At 53.0% G+C, this 20,830-nt stretch carries 18 protein-coding genes and 1 riboswitch; of the genes, 11 read left to right on the plus strand and 7 right to left on the minus strand.

Annotation, left to right across the window (positions count from 1 at the left end; translation table 11 throughout):
• The 3 genes from AQR02_RS21080 to AQR02_RS21090 form a co-directional block, all read left to right on the plus strand.
• Positions 1-627 (plus strand): MqnA/MqnD/SBP family protein (locus AQR02_RS21080; RefSeq protein WP_054942399.1); only part of this gene is annotated, 627 nt, incomplete at its 5' end.
• Positions 628-693: 66 nt separating this feature from the next.
• Entirely contained in the window at positions 694-1,515 is an 822-nt protein-coding gene (locus AQR02_RS21085) for a class I SAM-dependent methyltransferase (RefSeq protein ID WP_054942400.1), read from the plus strand.
• Positions 1,516-1,669: 154 nt separating this feature from the next.
• The gene (locus tag AQR02_RS21090; protein WP_054942401.1) at positions 1,670-2,344 is read left to right on the plus strand and encodes a DUF559 domain-containing protein; all 675 of its coding nucleotides are present in this window, start codon (positions 1,670-1,672) and stop codon (positions 2,342-2,344) included.
• Positions 2,345-2,862: 518 nt separating this feature from the next.
• Here the strand turns inward: AQR02_RS21090 and AQR02_RS21095 are convergent.
• Genes AQR02_RS21095 through AQR02_RS21110 form a run of 4 tightly spaced genes read right to left on the minus strand, consistent with a single transcriptional unit; the run spans position 2,863 to position 6,667 of the window.
• Entirely contained in the window at positions 2,863-3,936 is a 1,074-nt protein-coding gene (locus tag AQR02_RS21095) for an ABC transporter substrate-binding protein (protein WP_054942402.1), read from the minus strand.
• The gene (locus tag AQR02_RS21100) at positions 3,933-4,760 is read right to left on the minus strand and encodes an ABC transporter permease (RefSeq protein ID WP_054942403.1); all 828 of its coding nucleotides are present in this window, start codon (positions 4,758-4,760) and stop codon (positions 3,933-3,935) included. The genes AQR02_RS21095 and AQR02_RS21100 overlap by 4 nt, the downstream gene beginning before the upstream one ends.
• On the minus strand, positions 4,750-5,562 hold the full coding sequence (locus tag AQR02_RS21105) for an ABC transporter permease (protein ID WP_054942404.1): 813 nt from the start codon (positions 5,560-5,562) through the stop codon (positions 4,750-4,752). Before AQR02_RS21105 ends, AQR02_RS21100 begins: the two co-directional genes overlap by 11 nt.
• Positions 5,552-6,667, minus strand: a complete 1,116-nt coding sequence (locus tag AQR02_RS21110) for an ABC transporter ATP-binding protein (RefSeq protein WP_054942405.1) — start codon at positions 6,665-6,667, stop codon at positions 5,552-5,554. Before AQR02_RS21110 ends, AQR02_RS21105 begins: the two co-directional genes overlap by 11 nt.
• 303 nt (positions 6,668-6,970) lie before the next feature.
• Between AQR02_RS21110 and AQR02_RS21115 the strand changes: the two genes are divergently transcribed.
• The 3 genes from AQR02_RS21115 to AQR02_RS21125 all read left to right on the plus strand — a co-directional run bounded on the left by AQR02_RS21115 (position 6,971) and on the right by AQR02_RS21125 (position 10,268).
• Positions 6,971-8,071, plus strand: a complete 1,101-nt coding sequence (locus tag AQR02_RS21115; RefSeq protein WP_054942406.1) for an FUSC family protein — start codon at positions 6,971-6,973, stop codon at positions 8,069-8,071.
• Positions 8,072-8,269: 198 nt separating this feature from the next.
• Positions 8,270-8,360, plus strand: a riboswitch (cyclic di-GMP riboswitch).
• Between the two features lie 104 nt (positions 8,361-8,464).
• A complete protein-coding gene (locus AQR02_RS21120) occupies positions 8,465-9,751 on the plus strand; it encodes a flagellar assembly protein A (protein ID WP_209444228.1) in 1,287 nt (428 codons plus the stop codon).
• Between the two features lie 16 nt (positions 9,752-9,767).
• A complete protein-coding gene (locus AQR02_RS21125; protein ID WP_054942408.1) occupies positions 9,768-10,268 on the plus strand; it encodes a hypothetical protein in 501 nt (166 codons plus the stop codon).
• An 88-nt stretch (positions 10,269-10,356) separates the two neighbouring features.
• On the opposite strand, the gene AQR02_RS21130 is transcribed toward AQR02_RS21125, so the two are convergent.
• Positions 10,357-11,235, minus strand: a complete 879-nt coding sequence (locus AQR02_RS21130) for a DMT family transporter (protein ID WP_054942409.1) — start codon at positions 11,233-11,235, stop codon at positions 10,357-10,359.
• A 96-nt stretch (positions 11,236-11,331) separates the two neighbouring features.
• On the opposite strand from AQR02_RS21130, the gene AQR02_RS21135 reads away from it, so the two are divergent.
• Together AQR02_RS21135 and AQR02_RS21140 are read left to right on the plus strand one after the other, a co-directional pair.
• Positions 11,332-12,240, plus strand: a complete 909-nt coding sequence (locus AQR02_RS21135; RefSeq protein WP_054942410.1) for a LysR family transcriptional regulator — start codon at positions 11,332-11,334, stop codon at positions 12,238-12,240.
• A 6-nt stretch (positions 12,241-12,246) separates the two neighbouring features.
• On the plus strand, positions 12,247-13,221 hold the full coding sequence (locus tag AQR02_RS21140; protein WP_054942411.1) for an aldo/keto reductase: 975 nt from the start codon (positions 12,247-12,249) through the stop codon (positions 13,219-13,221).
• 90 nt (positions 13,222-13,311) lie between these two features.
• Here the strand turns inward: AQR02_RS21140 and hcp are convergent, their stop codons facing one another.
• Entirely contained in the window at positions 13,312-14,964 is a 1,653-nt protein-coding gene (gene hcp, locus AQR02_RS21145) for a hydroxylamine reductase (protein ID WP_054942412.1), read from the minus strand.
• Between the two features lie 143 nt (positions 14,965-15,107).
• On the opposite strand from hcp, the gene AQR02_RS21150 reads away from it, so the two are divergent.
• The 3 genes from AQR02_RS21150 to AQR02_RS21160 are packed head-to-tail and all read left to right on the plus strand — an operon-like array spanning position 15,108 to position 17,663.
• Positions 15,108-15,815, plus strand: a complete 708-nt coding sequence (locus tag AQR02_RS21150) for a Crp/Fnr family transcriptional regulator (protein ID WP_054942413.1) — start codon at positions 15,108-15,110, stop codon at positions 15,813-15,815.
• A gap of 32 nt (positions 15,816-15,847) precedes the next feature.
• On the plus strand, positions 15,848-17,239 hold the full coding sequence (locus AQR02_RS21155) for an aldehyde dehydrogenase (protein WP_054942414.1): 1,392 nt from the start codon (positions 15,848-15,850) through the stop codon (positions 17,237-17,239).
• Positions 17,240-17,279: 40 nt separating this feature from the next.
• Positions 17,280-17,663, plus strand: coding sequence for a RidA family protein (locus tag AQR02_RS21160; RefSeq protein WP_054942415.1), 384 nt, complete (start codon positions 17,280-17,282; stop codon positions 17,661-17,663).
• Between the two features lie 101 nt (positions 17,664-17,764).
• Here AQR02_RS21160 and AQR02_RS21165 read toward each other — a convergent pair whose 3' ends face one another.
• A complete protein-coding gene (locus AQR02_RS21165; protein WP_054942416.1) occupies positions 17,765-20,719 on the minus strand; it encodes an ABC transporter substrate binding protein in 2,955 nt (984 codons plus the stop codon).
• Between the last annotated feature and the right edge of the window lie 111 nt (positions 20,720-20,830).

Genomic DNA, 20,830 nt, shown 5'->3' on the forward strand with positions numbered 1-20,830 from the left:
GGCGGCGCGCTTGGCCGGGGCTGCGGCCCGCTGGTCCTGACCCGCAAAGGCCCGGGCGCGCTCAAGCGCCCGGAGGAGCTGTCCGGCCGCCGGATTGCCGTACCGAGCGAGCGCTCCACCGCGTATTTGCTGTTCCGCCTATGGGCGGCCCAGCAGGTGCCGGACGGCCCTGCTGAGATTGTGGTCATGCCGTTCGATGAGATTATGCCGGCCGTACGCGACGGCCATATCGATGCCGGCCTGGTTATTCACGAAGCACGCTTCACCTATCCTTCCTACGGCCTGAACCTGCTGACCGATCTGGGCAGCTGGTGGGAAAGTGACACCGGCCTGCCGATCCCGCTCGGAGCGATCATCGCCCGCCGCGGCCTGGACCACGAAGCCATTGCCGGCTGGATTCGCAGCTCACTGCAATATGCTTGGGATCACCCCACCGATTCCAGAGAGTATGTGCTGGATCATGCCCAGGAGCTTTCGCCAGAGGTCGCCAAATCGCATATTGATCTTTACGTGAATGAGTTTTCGATGAACCTTGGGGACGACGGCTACGCCGCAATTTCAGCTTTGCTGGATCGCGCAGCCGCCGAAGGGCTTGTGCCTGCCGTTGATCCGGCGCTGCTGCGCTAAGATACCCGTAGAGTTCCTATCCGCCAGTGCGTTGAAGCTTAATCATCAATGATGGGAGAGAATTCCATGATTCCTGCAGGCAACAGCAAGCAGAATATTGACCGGTTCTTGGGATTTCAGGACGAATACGACCGTTACCGCCCGGAGGCTCCGCCGATAGTTACCAGTCTGCTGAGCAATTATTTGGGCGGACGGCCTTCCGTGGTTGCCGATATCGGCTGCGGGACGGGATTGTCCACGTTTCTATGGAAGAATGCCGCCGATTCTGTAATTGGCATTGAACCTAATCCAGACATGCTGAGTAAAGCGGTAGAGAAGCTCAACCTTGAGGATGAGGTACAATCACTGTCCTTCATCCAGGGCTATTCCAATCAGCTTCCGCTCGATTCCGGCAGCGTCGATATCATTACCTGCTCCCAGTCCTTCCATTGGATGGAGCCGCAGAGCACCTTGCAGGAGATTGCCCGCTGCCTGCGGACTGGCGGCGTATTCGCCGCTTATGATTGCGACTGGCCGCTGGTGCTTCAGGCAGATATTGAAGCCAGGTATAATCTTCTGATTGCTGCTGCCGACAATCTGCTGGCTGAGCTGCAGCCCGAATCCCAGCGGGCGCATAAATGGGATAAGGAGGGCCACCTGGCCCGGATTCAGGCCAGCGGTCATTTCAAGTTCACGCGGGAAATCGTATTCCATAATACCGAAACCTGCGACGCCGGGCGGTACGTAGGGCTTACGCTCAGCCAAGGCGGCATTCAAACGGTACTGAAGACCGGCTCTACTGCTCTGGACGCGGACCTAGCCGAATTCTCTGCTGCGGTAGAAGCCTACTTCGACGGCCGGACGCTGCCGGTTCTGATCAGCTACCGGATGAGGATTGGGATTAAGTAACTGTCTGACTGAGCGGTTTAGGAAATTAGGCGATTTGCCTGTTCACCCGCACAACTTTATCTTATACTTATTGCAACGAGACGAAGAACGTCCCGGCTGTCCTCCTTGAGGGAAGCCGGGACGTTTTCTATTTTAACGGGGAGTGTGAGTGTTTATGTCATTTGAAAACGCACATCAGCAATTTATTGCAGGACATCTTGCAGGAAGGCCGTCGGGAGAACGGCGGGGGCGGCTGGAAAGAGGACATCAGCATGCGGAGGTGCTGTTCCTGCGCAATGTCTGGTGGCCGCTGCGGGGCGATTTCGCCAAACTTCATCCTGAATATGAGGTGACGGATTGGCGCGGGCGGTCCTATTTTGCCGACTTCGCCTGGCTTCCGGGGCACATCCGACTGCTTATTGAAATTAAGGGCTACGCCTCCCACGTCCGCGATATGGACAGGCATAAATTCTGCAGTGAGCTGAACCGCGAAACCTTCCTGCAGGCGATGGGATACCGTGTTGTTTCTTTTGCCTATGACGATGTTGAGCAGCACCCCGAGCTTTGTATAAGTTTACTTCGACTGATTATGGGCAGATATCAGGCTGCCGAGGCTCCTGTATCACGGCTGCAGCTTATGGAGCAGGAGGTCATCCGTCTGGCCATCCAGCTAACCGGGACTGTCCGCCCCCAGGATGTTAAGCAGCACTTCGGCATTGACTACAAAACAGCAGTCCGCACGCTGCGCAGTCTGTCTGATAAGGGCTGGCTGCTCCCCTCCTGCCGGGGCAATCAAGAAAGAGTCGTCCGTTATGAACTGGCGCATGGTGTGCTGGATTATTTCAGTTAGGTAGCTTGTCGAGAATAACGTCACACTTGCTGTGGCTGTTTGCTCTCGCTATTTAAGAATAGTATTTTATCCTCATGCCAGCAAACAGCTAAGTGGAAAAAGGCAATCTATTGGGCTCCTTAAAGCGGTTTTTGAATGATTAGTTGGAAAAAAGCAATTTAGTTTGTCCTCTTCAGCCCAATTCTCTTGATGATGGCTAGATTAAGTGGACTTTTTCCAACTAGCCTGCTTCTACGCTCGATTGATGATCATTTAACTGGATAAATTCCTGTTAAGTATACGGAGCCGGGAAATTTTCGAACCAGATGCACCGGAAGTGGCACCATAAGCACCAGAAGCACCACCGTAGCGAAAAACCAACAAATTTACGCGCAGACAAACACATCTTCACTATTCATCAGCCTGACATGAGATACAAGTCGTCTGAGGACTCACCAGCCCCGCTTCTATCCAAAAAACAAGCGCCCAACCGCGATAACTCCGCGATTGGACGCTTGTCCGACCAGCACATAGCCTGTCTACTTCTTGTTCATCTTAAACTTCAGGAACAGTTCGTTGTAATGGGCGAGCATCCGCTTGCCGAGGTTGTCGTAAACCTCCAGGCGGTCGGTAATCGCCGCAGGCGGGTAGAAACGTTCATCGCCGGAAATATCTTCGGGCAGCAGCGCAAGTGCGGGAACGTTAGGGGTGGAATACCCTACGTATTCGGCATTCTGTGCTGCCACTTCTGGCCGGAGCATGAAGTCGATGAACTTGTGTGCACCCTCCACGTTGGCTGCCGTCTTCGGGATGACCATGTTGTCGAACCACTTGTTCGAGCCTTCCTCCGGCACTACATAGTCAAGCTTGTCATTCTCATCCATAATCTCCGAAGCATCGCCGGACCAGACGATCCCGACGGCTGCTTCTTCATTAGCCAGCAGCATCTTGATCTCGTCACCGACAATCGCCTTCACGTTAGGCGAGAGCTTTTTCAGCTTGGACAGCGCCTCCTGCAGATGCTCTTCATTCGTATCATTAACCGAATAGTGCAGGCTGTTCAGCGCCATGCCCATGACCTCGCGGGCTCCGTCGACCAGGAAGATATTATTGTTCAGCCTGCGGTCCCAGAGGGAATCCCAGCTGCTGAAATCAATGTCCCCGGTCATCTCAGGATTGTAGATAATCCCTACCGTTCCCCAGAAATAAGGCACCGAATATTTGTTGCCCGGATCGAAGGACAGGTCCATGAATCTGGAATCGATATTAGCCAGATTCGGAATTTTGCTGTGATCCAGCGGCAATAGCAGGTTCTCCTCCCGCATCTTGGCGATGGCATAGTCGGAAGGAACCACGACATCAAAGACCGTTCCGCCCTGCTCCACCTTGGTCAGCATCGCTTCATTCGAATCAAAGGTCTGGTAGATAACTGTAATCCCGGTCTCCTTCTCGAACTGCTCCAGGAGATCAGGATCAATGTAATCGCCCCAGTTATAAATAGTCAGCGTATTACCGCCCGTATATCCTTCCGCCGAGTTCAGCCTGGAGCCGAGGAGCATCAGGCCGAAAGCAACGAGCAGAATCGCCAGAAATGCATTGATCAGCTGTTTCATCTAGGCACCCCCGCTTCCGCAACCGGCTCTGCTACCGCAGCGGCCGGACGGCCCTTCCGCTGGTTCAGGAAATAGTATCCGACGACGAGCAGGATCGTAAAGAGGAAAATCAGTGTCGAGAGTGCATTGATCGACAGCGATACCCCTTGCCGTGCCCGGGAGTAAATCTCCACAGAGAGTGTGGAGTAGCCATTCCCGGTTACGAAGAACGTCACCGCGAAATCATCCAATGAATAGGTCAGCGCCATGAAGAAACCGCTGAAGATCCCGGGCTTGATGATCGGCAGAATCACCTTGGTCAGGACATTCAGCCTGCTGGCCCCGAGGTCGCGGGCGGCATCGGTCAGCGTCGGGCTCATCTCCTGCAGATGCGGCAGAATCATCAGCACGGCAATTGGCACGCTGAACGCCACATGGGAGAGCAACACGGAGGTGAAGCCAAGCTTAATGCCGGCAATGGTGAACAGGATCAGAAAGGAAGCCCCGATAATAACGTCTGGACTGACGATCAGCACATTGTTCAGCGAGAGCAGTGCGTTCTTTGACCGGCGGCTGCGGCTGCGCTGGATAGCAAGCGCACCGATAACCGCCAGCAATGTGGCAATCGCCGAAGACAGGAGCGCAATGACCAGCGTGTTGATTACAATAATGATCAGGCGCGTATCCTGCAGGACTTCCCGGTAATAATCGAGCGTAAAGCCCTCGAATTTATGCATCGTGCCGCCGCTGTTAAACGAGTAGTACATCAGATAGAAGATCGGCGCGTACAGTACAACAAACACCAGCACCAGATAAAGGTTAGCAATCCCGTTTTTATTTTTCATGCCGCACCCCTTTCCGCGAGCTGCCCGTAAGGATCATGAACAGCGCCATGATGGCGATCAGGAAGACGGCAACCGTCGAGCCCATGCCCCAGTCCTGCGTAACCAGGAAGTGCTGTTCAATCGCGGTGCCCAGCGTAATCACCCGGTTGCCGGCGATCAGACGCGTAATCATAAACAGCGACAGCGCAGGAATGAATACAGCCATACACCCGGAGCGTACTCCGGAGACCGTCAGCGGAAAAATAACCCGCCGGAACGTCGTCCATCCGGAAGCGCCCAAATCGCGCGCGGCATCCACGAGAGACAGGTTCAGCTCCTCCAGGGCGCTGAAGATCGGCAGAATCATGAACGGAATAAAAATATAAACCGAGACAAACACAAAGCTGAAACCGGTAAAGAGAATTTGCTGCTCCCCGAGCCCCAGAAGGTCAAAGAAGCTGTTCACCGGCCCGAAGGTGCCGAAGATCCCGATAAACGCGTACGTCTTCAGCAGCAGATTGATCCAGGTCGGCAGGATAATCAGCAGCAGCCACAGCTGCTTATGCTTCGTGCGGGTCAGCAGATAAGCGGCCGGATACGCTACAAGCAGCGAAAACAGCGTGATCAGGAACGCATACCAGAAGGAGTTCAGCATCATTCTCATATATACCGGCGTAAAGAAATTCACATAATTGTCCAGTGTCAGATGCCCGTCCAGATCAAACAGGGAGTAGTAAATAACCAGCAACACCGGGGCGATTACAAACAGGGCGATCCATAAATAATAAGGAATGAGATAGTACGACCGGCCCTTATTGTTCATGGCTCTCCACCTCGCCGTAAGCTTCCAGACGTCTGTCGAATTCTTCCTCCGTTTCACCAAAACGCATAACATGAATCGCTTCCGGATCAAAATAGAGTCCGATCTCGCTGCCCACCTCAGCCTTGCGTGTAGAGTGGACCAGCCATTCATGGCCGGATTCATCGTAACAGCTGATCTCATAGTGTACTCCCCGGAACAGCTGGGAATCGACGCGTACCTTCAGTTTACCCTGCTCCAGTGTTGCGATTTCCAAATCCTCCGGACGGATCACAATCTCAACCGATTCATTCGGCTTAAGCCCCGCATCCACGCATTCAAAACGGTGGCCGCCCCATTCCACCAGATAATCCTCGATCATAACACCGGGTACGATATTTGACTCTCCGATGAAATCAGCGACGAACCGGTTGATCGGCTCATCATAAATATCGTTCGGTGTGCCGCTCTGCTCGATTTTCCCTTTGTTCATGACAAAGATCCAGTCAGACATCGCCAGCGCTTCCTCCTGGTCATGGGTAACGAAGATGAACGTGATGCCGAGCCGCTGCTGCATTTCCCGCAGGATATACTGCATCTCCGTACGCAGCTTCAGGTCTAGCGCGGACAACGGCTCGTCCAGCAGCAGTACCTGCGGCTCGTTGACGATCGCGCGGGCAATCGCTACACGCTGTCTTTGTCCTCCGGACATCTCGTTGATCGCGCGCTGTTCGTAGCCGACAAGGTTGACGAACCGCAGCGCTTCCTGCACCTTTTGGGTAATAACATCCTTCTTAAGCTTCTTAATGCGCAGTCCGAAAGCCACATTCTCGAATACGTTCAGGTGGGGAAACAGGGCATAATCCTGAAACACCGTGTTCACCTGACGCTCATTGGCGGGAATGTGGTTGATCATTTTACCGTTTAGATAAATAGAGCCTTCAGTCGGTTCGGCAAAACCGGCGATCAGACGCAGAATGGTCGTCTTGCCGCAGCCGGACGGTCCCAGCAGTGTATAAAATTTGCCGCGTTCGATTTCGAAGCTGACACCTTTTAACACAGCCTCCTCATCATCATATTGCTTAGTAACCTGGTCAAAAGAAATAATAGTGCCTTCCGGGGTAGCGATAGCTAACGACCTCCCTTACCTTATGTATTACAACCATTTACCCTCATCTAACAGCGCACAATCGGCCTTGTTGGGCTTAGCACTGCCTAGGCGACAATTCCGCCTCCGCTTCGACAACATTTCATATTATATAGCATATAGGATGTATCCCATAGATGCGATAGCTAACAACGCTTATAGCCTTGCAGAATCTTAACAAGTTCGTAAAAAATAGCCCTCTTTACGCTGCGTATGAGGTGCTATAATGAAACCGTCTGAAAATACATTGAAAATTCCTCTTTTTATGAAAGAAGATGACTGAAAATGAACGAGGGGTTACAAGACCGCCTTGAGAAATTTGGATTATCCCTTTATATGATACGGATCACACTGGCTGCTTCGCTCTCCTGGGTGGCAGTTCATAGCCTGTACGGTGACCATTACTTATATTTTGCCCCGCTTGCAGCTATCTTGATCACACAAGGAACGGTTAAAGCCTCGCTTGAAAAAGGCTTCTACCGCCTGCTCGGCATTGTGCTCGGCGGAACGGTCAGCCTGATTGTCGGCCGCTTCCTGGATATCGGCATTCTCTCGATCCTGCTGATCCTGCTGCTGGGCATCGGTATTGCCACCGCGTGCCGGATTAATATTCAGGCCGTCTCACAGGTTGGCGTGACCTCTGTTCTCGCGCTTACCTTCTACCATGATCACTATATTGTGTGGAGGGTTGCCGAGACCCTGATCGGCGTACTGATTGCCTTATTGATCAATATGATTATCGTCCCGCCCAAAGGGTTCGTCAAGGTGAAAAGCCTGGCACTCGAAGGAAGCCTGCTGCTGGCGGATTCCCTGAGCGGGATGGCTACTGGCGGCAGGGACGCAGCAAAGGCCCAGAAGGCGCTGACACGCTCCGGGGAACTGCTCGCGAAGAGTGTCCGGCTGCGGCAGGAAATGCAATTCACCTTATCGCACTACCCCTGCCGCAGAGGACTGCGCGGGATGACACAGGCTACGGCCCATCTGCAGAAGGTTCACTTCTATGTCAAAGAGATTGCCGATGAGCTCTCTCTCCTGCCTGCGCATTATGCTGCTGCAGACTGGATGGTGGAGGTTGCCGGCGCAACAGCCGACTGCATCGCCCTGTACGGGACCAAGACATTGTCGGACGCCGAAGTCCAGCGCTCACTCCAGGAGTCGCTCCGGCATGCCCGTGATCTGCAGCTGGCCTGGTTCTCCGAGCTGCAGGGAATATGCCCGCTGACGGCTATCCGCGATCTCGGTGCTGTTTTCTCTCACCTTAACCGGGTGCTGGAGGTCATCGAACAGGCCGATTATGCGGCAGTTTCAGTCGCACCTCTGCCGGCAAGAGCCGAAGCTGCACGCAGTATCCATCTTGTAAAAAAAGGACTCTCCCACAAGCTTTAAGCTTGGGAGTGTCCTTTTTTTTGCTGCTGCAAAATCTATATATTTCAGGTGAAATTACAGTTGAAAACCGGCTCATACAGGAATAAAATTAGGATTGTTTAGTGAAGTTGTCGAAATGCAGTACTATAGTACCAGTTATGATCATTTTATTGTCGAATACCTCATTAAATGACCTCATGCTGAGTGTTTATCATGTTTCATGTATAAAGGCAAACTGCCCGAAAGGGCGGGACGCAAAGCAATGGGCCTAACAATGCCGTTGTGCATTCATGGCTGCCAGGCTGCCGGTTTGATAATACAAAAAGCGAGGTTATACCTATGCCGCAGCGCACCCTTGACTATTCCCGGCATGTGTTCAGTAAAACAATGCCGGCCTTTAGCACTACTTTTCCTATGGAGTCCTCTACCCCGTCCTATCCGGTCAGCGGAATGGGCGGAAATGAAGATAAAGATGGAATAATCATTGTACAGAATGATCAGATTTTCATCACCCCCCCTTTACGCGGCGGCAAGGCTGCCCTGATTTCTGCTGTTCACCCTGTCGTCCTGAAGATGGACGGAGGGAAGGTAACTGAACCTATCAGGGTCACTTCAGCCAAACATTTGAGCTGGGAGATCAGCGAGAAGCCGCAGTACCAGATTACGATTTCCGAGGATAAGCTGAGAGCCTACTTTACCCTCTACCGTGTGGAGAAGTACGCCTGGAAGCTCGTGAATTGCCCCGCCTCCGCCGAAGTCTCTGTCCGGGCGGAGCCGGACTATGATCTGCTGCTATCTAAGCTGACTGTAGACCAGATTCTGGCCGGCTTCCCGAAGAGCTCCTTCATCCCTAATCTCAACATTCCTGCCCTTTACGCCGAATTGAATAATCCGACCTATCTTCCGGTCTGCATTGCTGTGGGCAAAGCCCCGGTTCCCGGTACCAATGGCAGGCTGGAGCTCTTGCTGCAACCGGATATGACCGGAGAATTCAGCAGTTCCGAAGCTCCCGACCCTTTGAATTATCTCGGTTATCCAGGGATAGCGTCTGTCCTGCCGGGAGAAGTGCTGGCCCGCAAATTGCCTCCGCGGGAAGGATTGCCCGGCTTTGACGTGTATGGCGGCATTCTGCCGTCACCCCAGCCGGAAGATATCCGGCTGATACCCGCCGCCGATACCTCGCTGCTTCCAGGCGGAGAGATTATCGCGCTGCGTGAAGGAAGACCCCGGATCACAGGCATCGGCACACCGGTGGTGAGCATTGATTTCCCGTCTGCCTATATTATGCCGGAGGGCCTGGACACTGGAGACGGGGCCTTTATGTTCGCAGGGGATGTGGTTGCACCGGAAGGAATCAGGGAACAATCCATCATTGAGGTTTTAGGTAATGTCTACATATATGGCGATGTCCAGGGGGCTGTGATTGCCGCCACAGGCAGCATTGTGATCCGGGGAACGGTAACAGACTGCCAATTATATTCCGGCTGTTACGGAGTGAGACAAGGGCGGCTGCACCTGCATCCCGCTCACCTGATTGAGGAAATAACAGCACTGAGAAAAGCAGCCAGGCTGCTGGAGCAGAATCTTCAGTCACGTCAGCAGACGGTGAAATACGGACTGGTAGTTATGCTGCTGCTGGAAAGTAAATGCAGCCATATACCGGGTCTGCTCACCGGATTTCAGAAACTGCTTTTGGACTAATGAGTCAGCCTGTCCTATGGACATAGAGCAAATTAAACATATGCTGGAGGTCTTCCTGCACCCGGGGCAGTTCACCGACTTCATAACAGATTCCGTGATTGGGACGTTGTTGAAGCTGCTTGAGGCGTTCTGCGCGCGGATTGAAGGCCTGCAGGAGGCGAATGCCCGGATTGATGTTTCAGAGGCAGAAGGATGCATGCTTCAAGCCGGCGGAGACCTCTATATACATAAAGAAGGCGTCAGAAACTGCACGCTGCGGGCATCCGGGAATGTTCAATTCCTCATGGAACAATCGGTATGCAGCGGATCCATAGTCGAAGCGGGCGGAGCGATCACCTTGCAGAGCGCCGGTGCAGAAGCCGGCCAGCAATCGGTCCTTACAGCAGGGAGTACAATTAGTGCCCGCCGGATTTCCGCTACCCGCTTGAGTATTGGCGAATATACTACGGAGATTGATGATTTGCTGGAGGATGCGGTATTCACAGCCCAGGATCTGCGGACGGCTAATCAGAGATAGTGCAATCTGTTTACGCTTACATACAGTTTTTCAGCCCAATTAAAGAGCCTGACGGACCTCATACAGTATCCGGCAGGCTCTTTTTATTTTATCCGTGCATCCGCCCCAGCTTAACATTCACCAGAATAATGCTAGCCACGATCAGCAGCATACCCACAATCAGATTGGTCGTAATCTGCTCATGCAGCAGCACCACGCTTGAACCTATGGAGATCAGCGGGATCAGGAAGGTAAACGAACCGACCTTACCGGCCTCCCCTTCATTGATCAGCTTAAAGTACACCATCCAGCCGAGCGCGATGACGAACACCGCAATGAACAGTGTGTTAACAATAAAAGCACTGTTCCAGGTAATTGCTGACCAGCTTTCCGTGGCCGAACCGGCTGCCAGCAGAATCACTCCGCCGATCATGATCTGCATCGCCGTCATCCACAGCATGTCTACCCGCGCCGCATTCCGTTTCGTATAAATGGTAGCGAATGCCCAGCTGAGTGCGCTGGCCAGCGCAAGCAGAACGCCGACAGGAGAGATGCTTCCGTTGAACCCGCCGATGCTTAGGGCGGCTACCCCCAGAAAGCCGAGCAGCAGGCCGAATATTTTGAGCCCGTACATGCTCTCCCCTAGCCAGATCCAGGCAAAGATGCCCAGCAGCACCGGCTGCAGAAACACAATGGCCGAGAACAGCCCGGAAGGCACATACTGCAGGCCTATCGTCTGGAAGCCGTAATAAAAGACGATACTGAGTATCGCCGATGTCAGATAGACCGGCCACAGCCGCCTGAACTGAAGCTGCTTCCATTTCGGCAGGGCAGCGGAGATCAGGATGATACCGGCAATCACCGTCCGGATGCCGGCAAACAGCAGCGGAGGAGCATAGGATAAGGCGATTTTGGACAGGGGCCAGTTGATCCCCCAGACAATCACCAAAAAAGTAAGCAGAGCTATCGTTTTATTACGTCCGGACATTTATTCACCTCTTGTATCATTTTCATTCCAAATGATACAATAATCACAGTCATAATTGAAATGAATTATAATCATGAGGGGCATACCAAATCCGATATGAACAACAATCAGATTCGCCTGTTTGTCAAAATTGCCGAAACCGGAAGCTTCACCAAAGCCGGCTTGGAGCTGAATATGACCCAGCCGGCGGTCAGCCGCGCTATTTCCGCCCTCGAAACGGAAATGGACGTCAAGCTGCTGCTTCGCGACCGCCGCAGCGGGCTGATGCTCACAGAGGTGGGCAAACGTGTCCTGATTCTTTTCCGGGAAATTCTCAGCGGGTTCAATAAGGTCGAGCAGGAGATTTCCGCAGAGAAAGGACTGGAGAAGGGGCTGATCCGGATCGGAGCCTTTCCGGTGGCCGCCGCTTACTTTGTGCCCAAGATGATCCGCTCGATTAAGAACAGGTATCCGGGGATCGAAATCTCCGTCCATGAAGGCTCGGTGGCCGAGGTGAAGGAATGGCTGGAAACACGCCAGATTGATGTCGGGCTGATTATTCCGCCGCATGAGGAATTTGAGACCCTTCCGCTTTTTCGGGAGAAACTGTATGCGGTGCTGCCCGGCGGCCATCCGCTGGGACAACACCAGGTTATTGATGTGAAGGACCTGGAGCACGAACCGATGATGATCTGCAGAGCGGGCTATGAGCCTCCAGTGCTTGATTTATTCGAGAGAGCCGGCAGTGAGCTGAACGTGAAATATGTTGTCAACAGCTATAACACAGCGCTGAACATGATCCAGGAGGGTCTGGCCGTAGGCGTGCTGTCCCAGCTGTCGCTGCTCGCGCCGCCTGATGATGTTATCATCCGGGAGCTTTTCCCCGATGCTTACCGGGATGTCCATCTTGCTGTCCATTCGCTGGAGGAAGCATCCATCGCCGTCAGATTGCTCATTGATACTGCGCTCGAATTATTCGCGGAAGCCGGAAATCTAAGTCCTGCTGCAAACATTGTAAAGGAGTGAATACTTATGAAGACAAACCGTCTGGGAAACAGCGGGCTGCAGGTATCGGCACTGGGCCTTGGAACGAATGCTTTTGGCAAACGGGCCGATCAGCAGACCTCGATTGAGATTATTCATACCGCACTGGATCAGGGGATCAACTTCATCGATACCGCCAATATTTATGCCGGTACCGAATCGGAAAGAATCATCGGGCTGGCTCTGGAAGGCAGGCGGGATCGTGCAGTTCTGGCCACCAAGGCCGGTCTGCCGCGGGCCGAAGGCCCGAATGGGAGCGGCTCCTCCCGCCATCACCTGATGCTGGAGCTGGAAGGCAGCCTCCGCCGCCTGAAGACGGATTATGTGGATCTGTATCAGATCCATACTTTCGATCAGTATACCCCGCTGGAGGAAACTCTACGCACCCTGGATGATATGGTGTCCGCGGGGAAGGTCCGTTATATCGGCGCCTCTAATTACGCGGCCTGGGAACTGATGAAGGCGCTGGGGATCAGCGAAGCGCGGAATCTGATCAAGTACAGCTCGATTCAGTGCAGCTATTCGCTGGCCGACCGGACTCCCGAGAACGAGCTGCTCCCGCTCTGCCTGGATCAGGGATTGGGGATCATTCCTTATTTCCCGCTGGCTGGGGGCATACTGACCGACAAATACAGCGGCAACGGCGCTGCGCCTGCCGGATCGCGTGCTGAAACCGATCCGAACTTTAACCGTTTCCTTACCCCTGAGCGGATTGCGCTGGGGAATGAGGTCAGCCGGGTCGCCGCAGACCTCGGAACCTCGCCCACAGCCTTGTCCTTAGCCTGGCTGATGAGCAGGCCCGCTGTATCCACGGTTATCGTAGGGGCTACACGGGTGGAGCAGGTGCAGCAGAATCTGCAGAGCACCGCTCTTGAGCTGGACGCGGAGACCCTCGACAAGCTGGAAGAAGCCAGCCGCCCGTTCCGCAGCGGCGAGCCGTTCGCCGTCTACCGTTTGCCTTAACTGCAAAACGCCAAGAAGCCTATAGCTCCTCTCCCTGCCGGTATCGGCGGGCTGAGCTATAGGCTTTTTTAACGGAATATTATTGCTTATTTATACGGCTGCGATGAATCGCTCCATATCTTCTTCTACGGTTGTAATGCCGCCGATTCCAAAGTTATCGACCAGTACTTTAGCCACATTCGGCGATAGGAAGGCCGGCAGTGTCGGGCCGAGATGAATGTTTTTGACCCCCAGGTGCAGCAGCGCCAGCAGTACAATTACCGCCTTCTGCTCATACCAGGCAATATTGTAGGCAATCGGCAGGTCGTTGATATCGTCCAGTCCGAACACTTCCTTCAGCTTCAGGGCAATGACTACAAGGGAATAGGAATCATTGCATTGTCCGGCATCCAGCACTCGCGGAATTCCGCCGATATCGCCGAGGTCGAGCTTGTTGTATTTGTACTTCGCACAGCCTGCGGTAAGAATGACAGTATCCCCCGGCAGTTCAGCAGCAAAGTCAGTGTAGTAATTGCGGCTCTTCATCCGGCCGTCGCAGCCTGCCATCACGAAGAATTGCTTAATCGCCCCGCTCTGGACCGCTTCTACCACCTGATCCGCCACATTCATAACCGCCGCATGAGCGAACCCGCCGACAATCTCTCCAGTCTCAATCTCGGTCGGAGCTTCACAGCCCTTGGCCTGTGCAATAATCGCGGAGAAATCCTTTACTCCATTAGCATCTGCCGGAATATGCTGCACTCCCGGGAAGCCGGTGTTGCCTGTCGTATATAACCGGTCTATATAGCTGTCCTTAGGCGGTACGATGCAGTTCGTAGTCATCAGAATCGGACCGTTGAAGCTGGCAAATTCCTCATTCTGCTTCCACCAGGCATTGCCGTAGTTGCCTACAAAGTGGCTATACTTCTTGAAGGCCGGATAATAGTGGGCCGGCAGCATCTCACTGTGCGTATACACATCCACTCCAGTTCCCTCTGTCTGCTTCAGCAGCTCTTCCATATCTTTCAGGTCATGACCGCTGATCAGAATCCCCGGATTCTGTCCTACACCGATGTTCACTTTAGTGATTTCCGGGTTGCCATAAGTGGTTGTGTTAGCCTGGTCGAGCAGTGCCATCACATCCACGCCGAACTTGCCGCACTCCAGCACAAGCGCAGTCAGTTCATCCGCACTCAGACTATCATCCAGCACCGACGCCAGACCTTTTTCCATAAAAGCATGGGTTCCTTCATCCGCAAATCCCAGCACGGACGCATGTTCCATATAGGCAGCCATTCCCTTGAGCCCGTACGTCAGCAGTTCGCGCAGGGAACGGACATCTTCATTCTCCGTCGACAGAACGCCAACCATCTCTGACTTGGCCAGCAGTTCCTCTTCGGTATCCGCTGTCCAAAGTGCGGCATCATGATTCCCGAGAGGTACCGCCGCTCCAGCCTCCTTCAACCTGCTGCTCCACTGGTCACGCAAGGTAAGCCCTGTTCTTATTCTGTCAATAAAAGCTTCCGGGACAAAATTCGCATTGGTTATCGTAGCAAACATACTCTCTATAATGAACTTATCTGTGGCAGAGTCGGTGATGCCTAATTCCCGGCCTCGGCGTGCAAAGATGGAAATGCCTTTCAGTGTGTAGATCAGCAAATCCTGAAGATTAGCAACTTCACTCGTCTTCCCGCATACTCCCTGGATGGTACAGCCCGTTCCTTTGGCCGCTTCCTGGCATTGAAAACAAAACATGCTGCTCATAGCGTGTTCACTCCTTTAATGGGTATCGTTACACAGGGCAGAGACTGTTCATCCGCCTTTACAGTTACTGCTTATTGTAGTAGACTTTCGCCATACTATCGGTAACGGATGTTACCGAATAAATTTAAATTTGGAGGAAAATGATGAAGCCGGACCCTGCCGTACTGCAGTCCTGTCTGCTGTTCCGGGGCAAGTCTGTGGACGAGATAGAAGCACTGCTGCAAAAGATGCTGTACTCCGTTTCTTCCTACCAGAAGAACATGCTGATCTTCGCCGAGGGCGACACTGCGGACCGGATCGGAATCATTCTCTCCGGGCGGGTCGAGGTCCAGAAGACCCATCCCACCGGCAGCAGCGTAACTATCGCCCATTTAAATGTCGGACAGACGATCGGGGAAGCCGTACTGTTCCGCAGAGAAAATATAGTCCCGGCTACTGCCACGGCTACAGGCCCCTGCTCTATCCTGTTTATTGGCAAGCAGGAGCTGCTGAGGCTGTTCACCACAGATACAGACGTGCTGACCCGCTTCATTGAGAATCTGTCTGAACGGCTGGTGCTGGTGAACCGCAAAATCGAGATGCTGTCCGCAGGCCCGCTGCGGAGGCGGATGATTTACTTTCTGCTGGAGCAGGCAATGCAGCAGGCTTCAGACGTCATCTCACTGCCGTTCAGCCGCAAAGAGTGGGCGGAGCATTTGAATACTGCGCGTCCTTCACTATCCCGTGAAATGGGCTACTTGCGCGACATCGGCTGGATTGAGTTTAAAGGCAGCCGGATTGCCCTGCTGAACCGTGAAGCTATGAATGACTACATCCGCACCGACAGTACGATTTCCGGCAAAGAGAAATAACCATTCGTTACATCCCATTGGAGGGTTCAGTAATGCCTGAAGTTAGCGAGCAAAGCATAGGCCTTATGCTGGCCGAGCACAGACAATTTTTTGACAGCAGGGTGACCAGGGAGACGGCCTTCCGGCTCCGTCAGCTGCAGAAGCTGGGAGATGCCATCCGCAGGCACGAATCCCGGATCATCGAGGCGCTGAATCAGGATCTGCACAAAAGCGAGTTCGAAGCCTACGCCACGGAAATCGGCTTCACGCTGGACAGCATCGGCTATATGATGAAGCATCTCAAGCGGTGGATGAAGCCCGTTAAGGTCCAATCTCCACTGCACATGTTTCCGTCGAAAAGCCTGATCATCAGTGAGCCTTACGGCACCGTACTCATTATCGGGCCATTCAATTACCCGTTCCAGCTGCTGATCGAGCCGCTGATCGGGGCTATCGCCGCCGGCAACTGTGCAGTTCTGAAGCCGTCAGAGAGCACACCGGCCGTTTCGGCCGTGATCGAGGAATTGATCAAGGAAACCTTCGAGCCCGGCTATATCCGGGTAGTGCAGGGCGAGAAGGAAACGACCAATCTGCTGATCCACGCCAAGTTTGACTATATTTTCTTCACCGGCAGCGTGCCCGTCGGCAAAATTGTCATGGCAGCAGCCGCCAAGCAGCTGGTTCCCGTCACCCTGGAGCTGGGCGGCAAAAGCCCGGTCATTGTCGATAAAACGGCCAATCTGGAGACGGCTGCCAAGCGGATCGTCTGGGGGAAGCTAATCAATGTCGGGCAAACCTGCATCGCACCGGATTACCTGCTGGTCCACAAGGAGGTTGCCGCAGAGCTGATCACCCTGATGAAGCAATCCATCAGAGCCTTTTACGGAGAGAATCCCTCTAGCAATCCGGATTACGGGCGGATCGTGAATGAGCGCCAGCTGCAGAGAATTGCCGGAATGATCGAAAAGGACCGCTCCAAGATTATTGCGGGCGGCACCGTTCTGCCGGAGGATCTGTACATTGAGCCTACCTTGCTCTACCCCGCCGCTTGGAGTGACGCCGCGATGGAGGATGAAATCTTCGGGCCCGTGCTGCCGATTATCGAATTTGGCCGGCTGGAGGAAGCGATCAGCAGCATCAATCAGCATCCGAAGCCGCTGGCCCTCTATCTGTTTACCGAGGACAAGCAGGTGGAGCAGCAGGTACTGGGCAGTGTATCCTTCGGGGGAGGCTGCGTGAATGATACCATCAGCCATGTCGCCAGCTCCCGCCTGCCGTTTGGCGGTGTCGGCAATTCCGGCATCGGCGGGTATCACGGCAAGCACAGCTTTGACTTGTTCTCCCACCGCAAGAGCATCGTCAAAAGAAGCTCAAGGGTCGATTTCGGCATTGTGTACCCGCCTTACGGCAATAAGATTAAGCTGGTGCGCAAGTTATTGAAGTAGAGGAGCCTGAGAATATTTCAATGGAGAGTGAGGGGATACGATGGAGCGCAAACAGGTATTTACAGGTTCGCCTTGGGAGTCCGTTGTAGGCTATTGCCGGGCTATCCGCGTCGGGAACCGAATTGAGGTAGCCGGAACTACGGCTATGCGGGATGGAGAGGTTGCCTTTGAAGACAATCCTTACGGGCAGACCAAATTCATTCTGCAGACGATTGAGAAAGCACTGAATGAACTCGGCGCTGACCTCTCTCAGGTTGTCAGAACAAGAATGTTTGTTACGGATATCTCGAAGTGGGAGGAATACGGCAAAGCGCACGGTGAATTCTTCAAAAATATCCAGCCGGTCGCGACCATGGTTGAGGTCAAGGCGCTTATCGATCCCCGGCTGCTGATTGAAATTGAAGTGGAAGCTGTTGCACAGTAAAGCTAGGAACACCAAAAAGCGGCTATCCTGATCCGGAATAGCCGCCTTTTGGGTAAGTTTAAACTCTGTCCATGTGATTGAATTCTCCCTGAATTCCCGCCTCAGCCGGCACGTCTGCCCTTTACCCAGTCCGCCACATCCTGCTGCGGAATCGGCTTGCTGATGAAGTAGCCCTGGATTTTGTCACAGCTGGTCCGTTCCAGAAAGGCGAGCTGTTCCGGAGTTTCCACGCCTTCGGCAGTGACGTTCAGCCCCATGTCATGTCCGATCGTGACGATGGACCGGGCAAGTGACATGTTGTTAGGGGTATCGATACTGTCGATGAACGACTTGTCGATCTTCAGAGTCGTGATCGGCAGCTGCTTCAAATAACTGAGTGAGGAATAGCCTGTCCCGAAATCATCCAGGGCGATGCCGATCCCCATCTCCTTCAGCGACTCCAGCTTCGTGCTGATTGCTTCAAAGGATTCCATGAAGATGGACTCCGTAATCTCCAGCTCCAGGTATTCCGGAGGCAGGCCGGTTTCCTGCAGAATCCCCAGTACCATATCTGTGAAATCATCCAGCATCAGCTGAATCACTGAAATGTTCACCGAGATATGATAGCCCTCATTGCCCTGTCCATGCAGATCCTTAATAAACTGGCAGGCCGTACGGAGCACCCATTCCCCGATCGGCACAATGAGCCGGCAGTCTTCGGCGATCTTAATGAACGATAGCGGGGAAACAAAACCAAGCACCGGACTGTTCCAGCGGATCAGGGCCTCAAACCCCCAGATTCCACCCGAAGCGGTATCCACCAGCGGCTGATAGTGCAGCGTCAGCTCATGATTGGCGATAGCATTCCGGAGATGCGATTCAATCACCATGCGTTCATCAAAATGCTGCTGCATATCCCGTCCGTAGATGACATACGTCCCTTTACCTGCTTCTTTTGCTTTATACATCGCAATATCCGCATTCTTCAGCAATTCCTCTGCATTGACCCCATTGTCCGGATATTGGGCTATTCCGATACTTGTGGAAATATGTACAATGCTGTCGTCAAGCTGGAACGGCTCCCTAAAACCCTGCACCAGGGAATCCGCGTAGGCAGTCACTTCTGCATAACCCTTGCTGTCCTGGAACAGAATGACGAATTCATCACCGCCAAACCGGAAATGCCTGCTGCGGCTATCTGACAGTTCCAGCAGCCGCTCGCCAACCTTCACCAGCAATTCATCCCCAAAGGTATGGCCCATCGTATCATTAATATATTTGAAATTATCGATGTCGAGGAAGAACAGCGCCGCGTGCCCGCCCGAATGTTCCTTGATGAACTGCTCCAGCGCTTCAGTCAGGGACAGGCGGTTCGGCAAGCCGCTGAGCACATCGTTATAGGCCAGCTGCCGGTACTTCTCTTCACTGTTCTGCAGCAGTTCCTGGTTCTCCACCACTTTGTTGTACTGCTCCATCAGCTCATCCTGCAGTGCCGTAAGCTCCTCGTAGGTAGACTCCAGCTCCTGATAACTCATCTGCAGCTTGCTCTCGTATGCTTTGCGGTCCGTGACATCAACCATGGAGCCGGCAAAACGGACGAAGCCGCCGCTGTTATTGCGCAGTACCTTGCCCCGGGCCTGGAACCACTTATATTCTCCCGATTTGCTCCGCATCCGGAATTCACTGTAGTAATAAGAGGTTCGGCCCTCCAGATGCTGGGTGCGCTGGCGGTTCTCCTGATCTGCATCCTCAGGATGGATGAGATCTCTCCATCCGCCATGACCTTCACCTACTTCATCCCGCTCATATCCGAGCAGCTCATACCAGCTGTCAGAGAAATAGTAGACCATGGTCGACATATCGACATCCCAGATAACCGCATCCGAGGCATAGGTCGCCAGATCGAAGCGCTCGTTGCTTTTCTCCAGATTATTGCGGATCCGTTTGACAAGCTGTACGTAAAACAACAGGATTAGAATAAAAGCCAGCAAGACCGCAAACGCGGCGATGATACTGAGCACCAGCTCCTTATACGTCTCATAGAAGGAAAAGGGCTTGTTAATGACTTCGCTGCCCTCCGGCAGCTTTTTCAGGGACACATGGAACCGCTGCAGTTCATTGTAATCAAAAACATCGCGCACGCTGCTGTCATTGACGACCGGGATATTGTCCGGGCGCTCCCCCTGCAGAATCCTCACAGCCAGGTCGGCTGCCGTCTGCCCCTGAATTAATCCGCTAATCAGACTTCCCCCAAAAGCTCCGTGATTTAAGCCGAAATCATAGATATGGTATACCGGAACACTGCTGCTTTTGCCCAGCTCACTTGAGAACCGGTCAAATTCAGCCGTTCTTCCGGTCGAGTCACTAAAGTATGTAGTCATTAGCACAATACTGTCTGATGGAAGGGCCGAGACTTGATCTATAATCTGTTGTCTGGAGAGGCGATTCATCGGATATAGCTGCAGCTCCGGGTAAAGTGACGAAATCTGGTCCATCACCATTTGGCCGGTGGAGAGTCCGCTTTCCGTATTGTCATACAAGACATATACTTTACGGAGAGACGGATTGATTTCCAGCGCCATTTGAACCGTATGGACAGGATTAATCTTTTCGATGACACCAGTAATATTATTTAAATCATGCAAACCTTCCACACCCAGTTCGTTAATGCCGCTGAATATGACCGGTGCGTTATCCAAAAGTTCTTGGCGGTATTTAATGGCGAAGTTCAGTGCAGCATCATCCGTCGTAATAATGGCGTCAATATGCATCGATTGATACTTGAGCTTGATCGTCTGATAGAACTGCTTGAGGTTGTCATTGCCGGGGTAACGTTTCCAATCCATATACTCACTGTAGATCACAGGCTGCTCGGCTGCACTCTTGAGCGTCTCTTCAATGCCGGCCCCCTGATCGTCTGTCCAGGCAAACCCTTTATGATAGGAATGCAGTACAAGCACATTCTTAGGCGGCAGTTCCTCTGCACTGGCAGACGCCGGCTGATAAAGGAACCCATACAGCATAAGAAATAACAGGAAGCCCTTGAATACCTTGAGATGAGTTTTTCTTAAGCCCATAAGTACACTCCCATTCATCGATCCCAAAGTAAAAACCGGAAGATTTCGACAATAATTAATTCGTTGAAACCCTTCTTCCATCCTCTTTTGCTTGAAAAAAGCGTTAACATT

Source organism: Paenibacillus ihuae (assembly GCF_001368795.1).
GTDB lineage: Bacteria > Bacillota > Bacilli > Paenibacillales > Paenibacillaceae > Paenibacillus_AQ > Paenibacillus_AQ ihuae.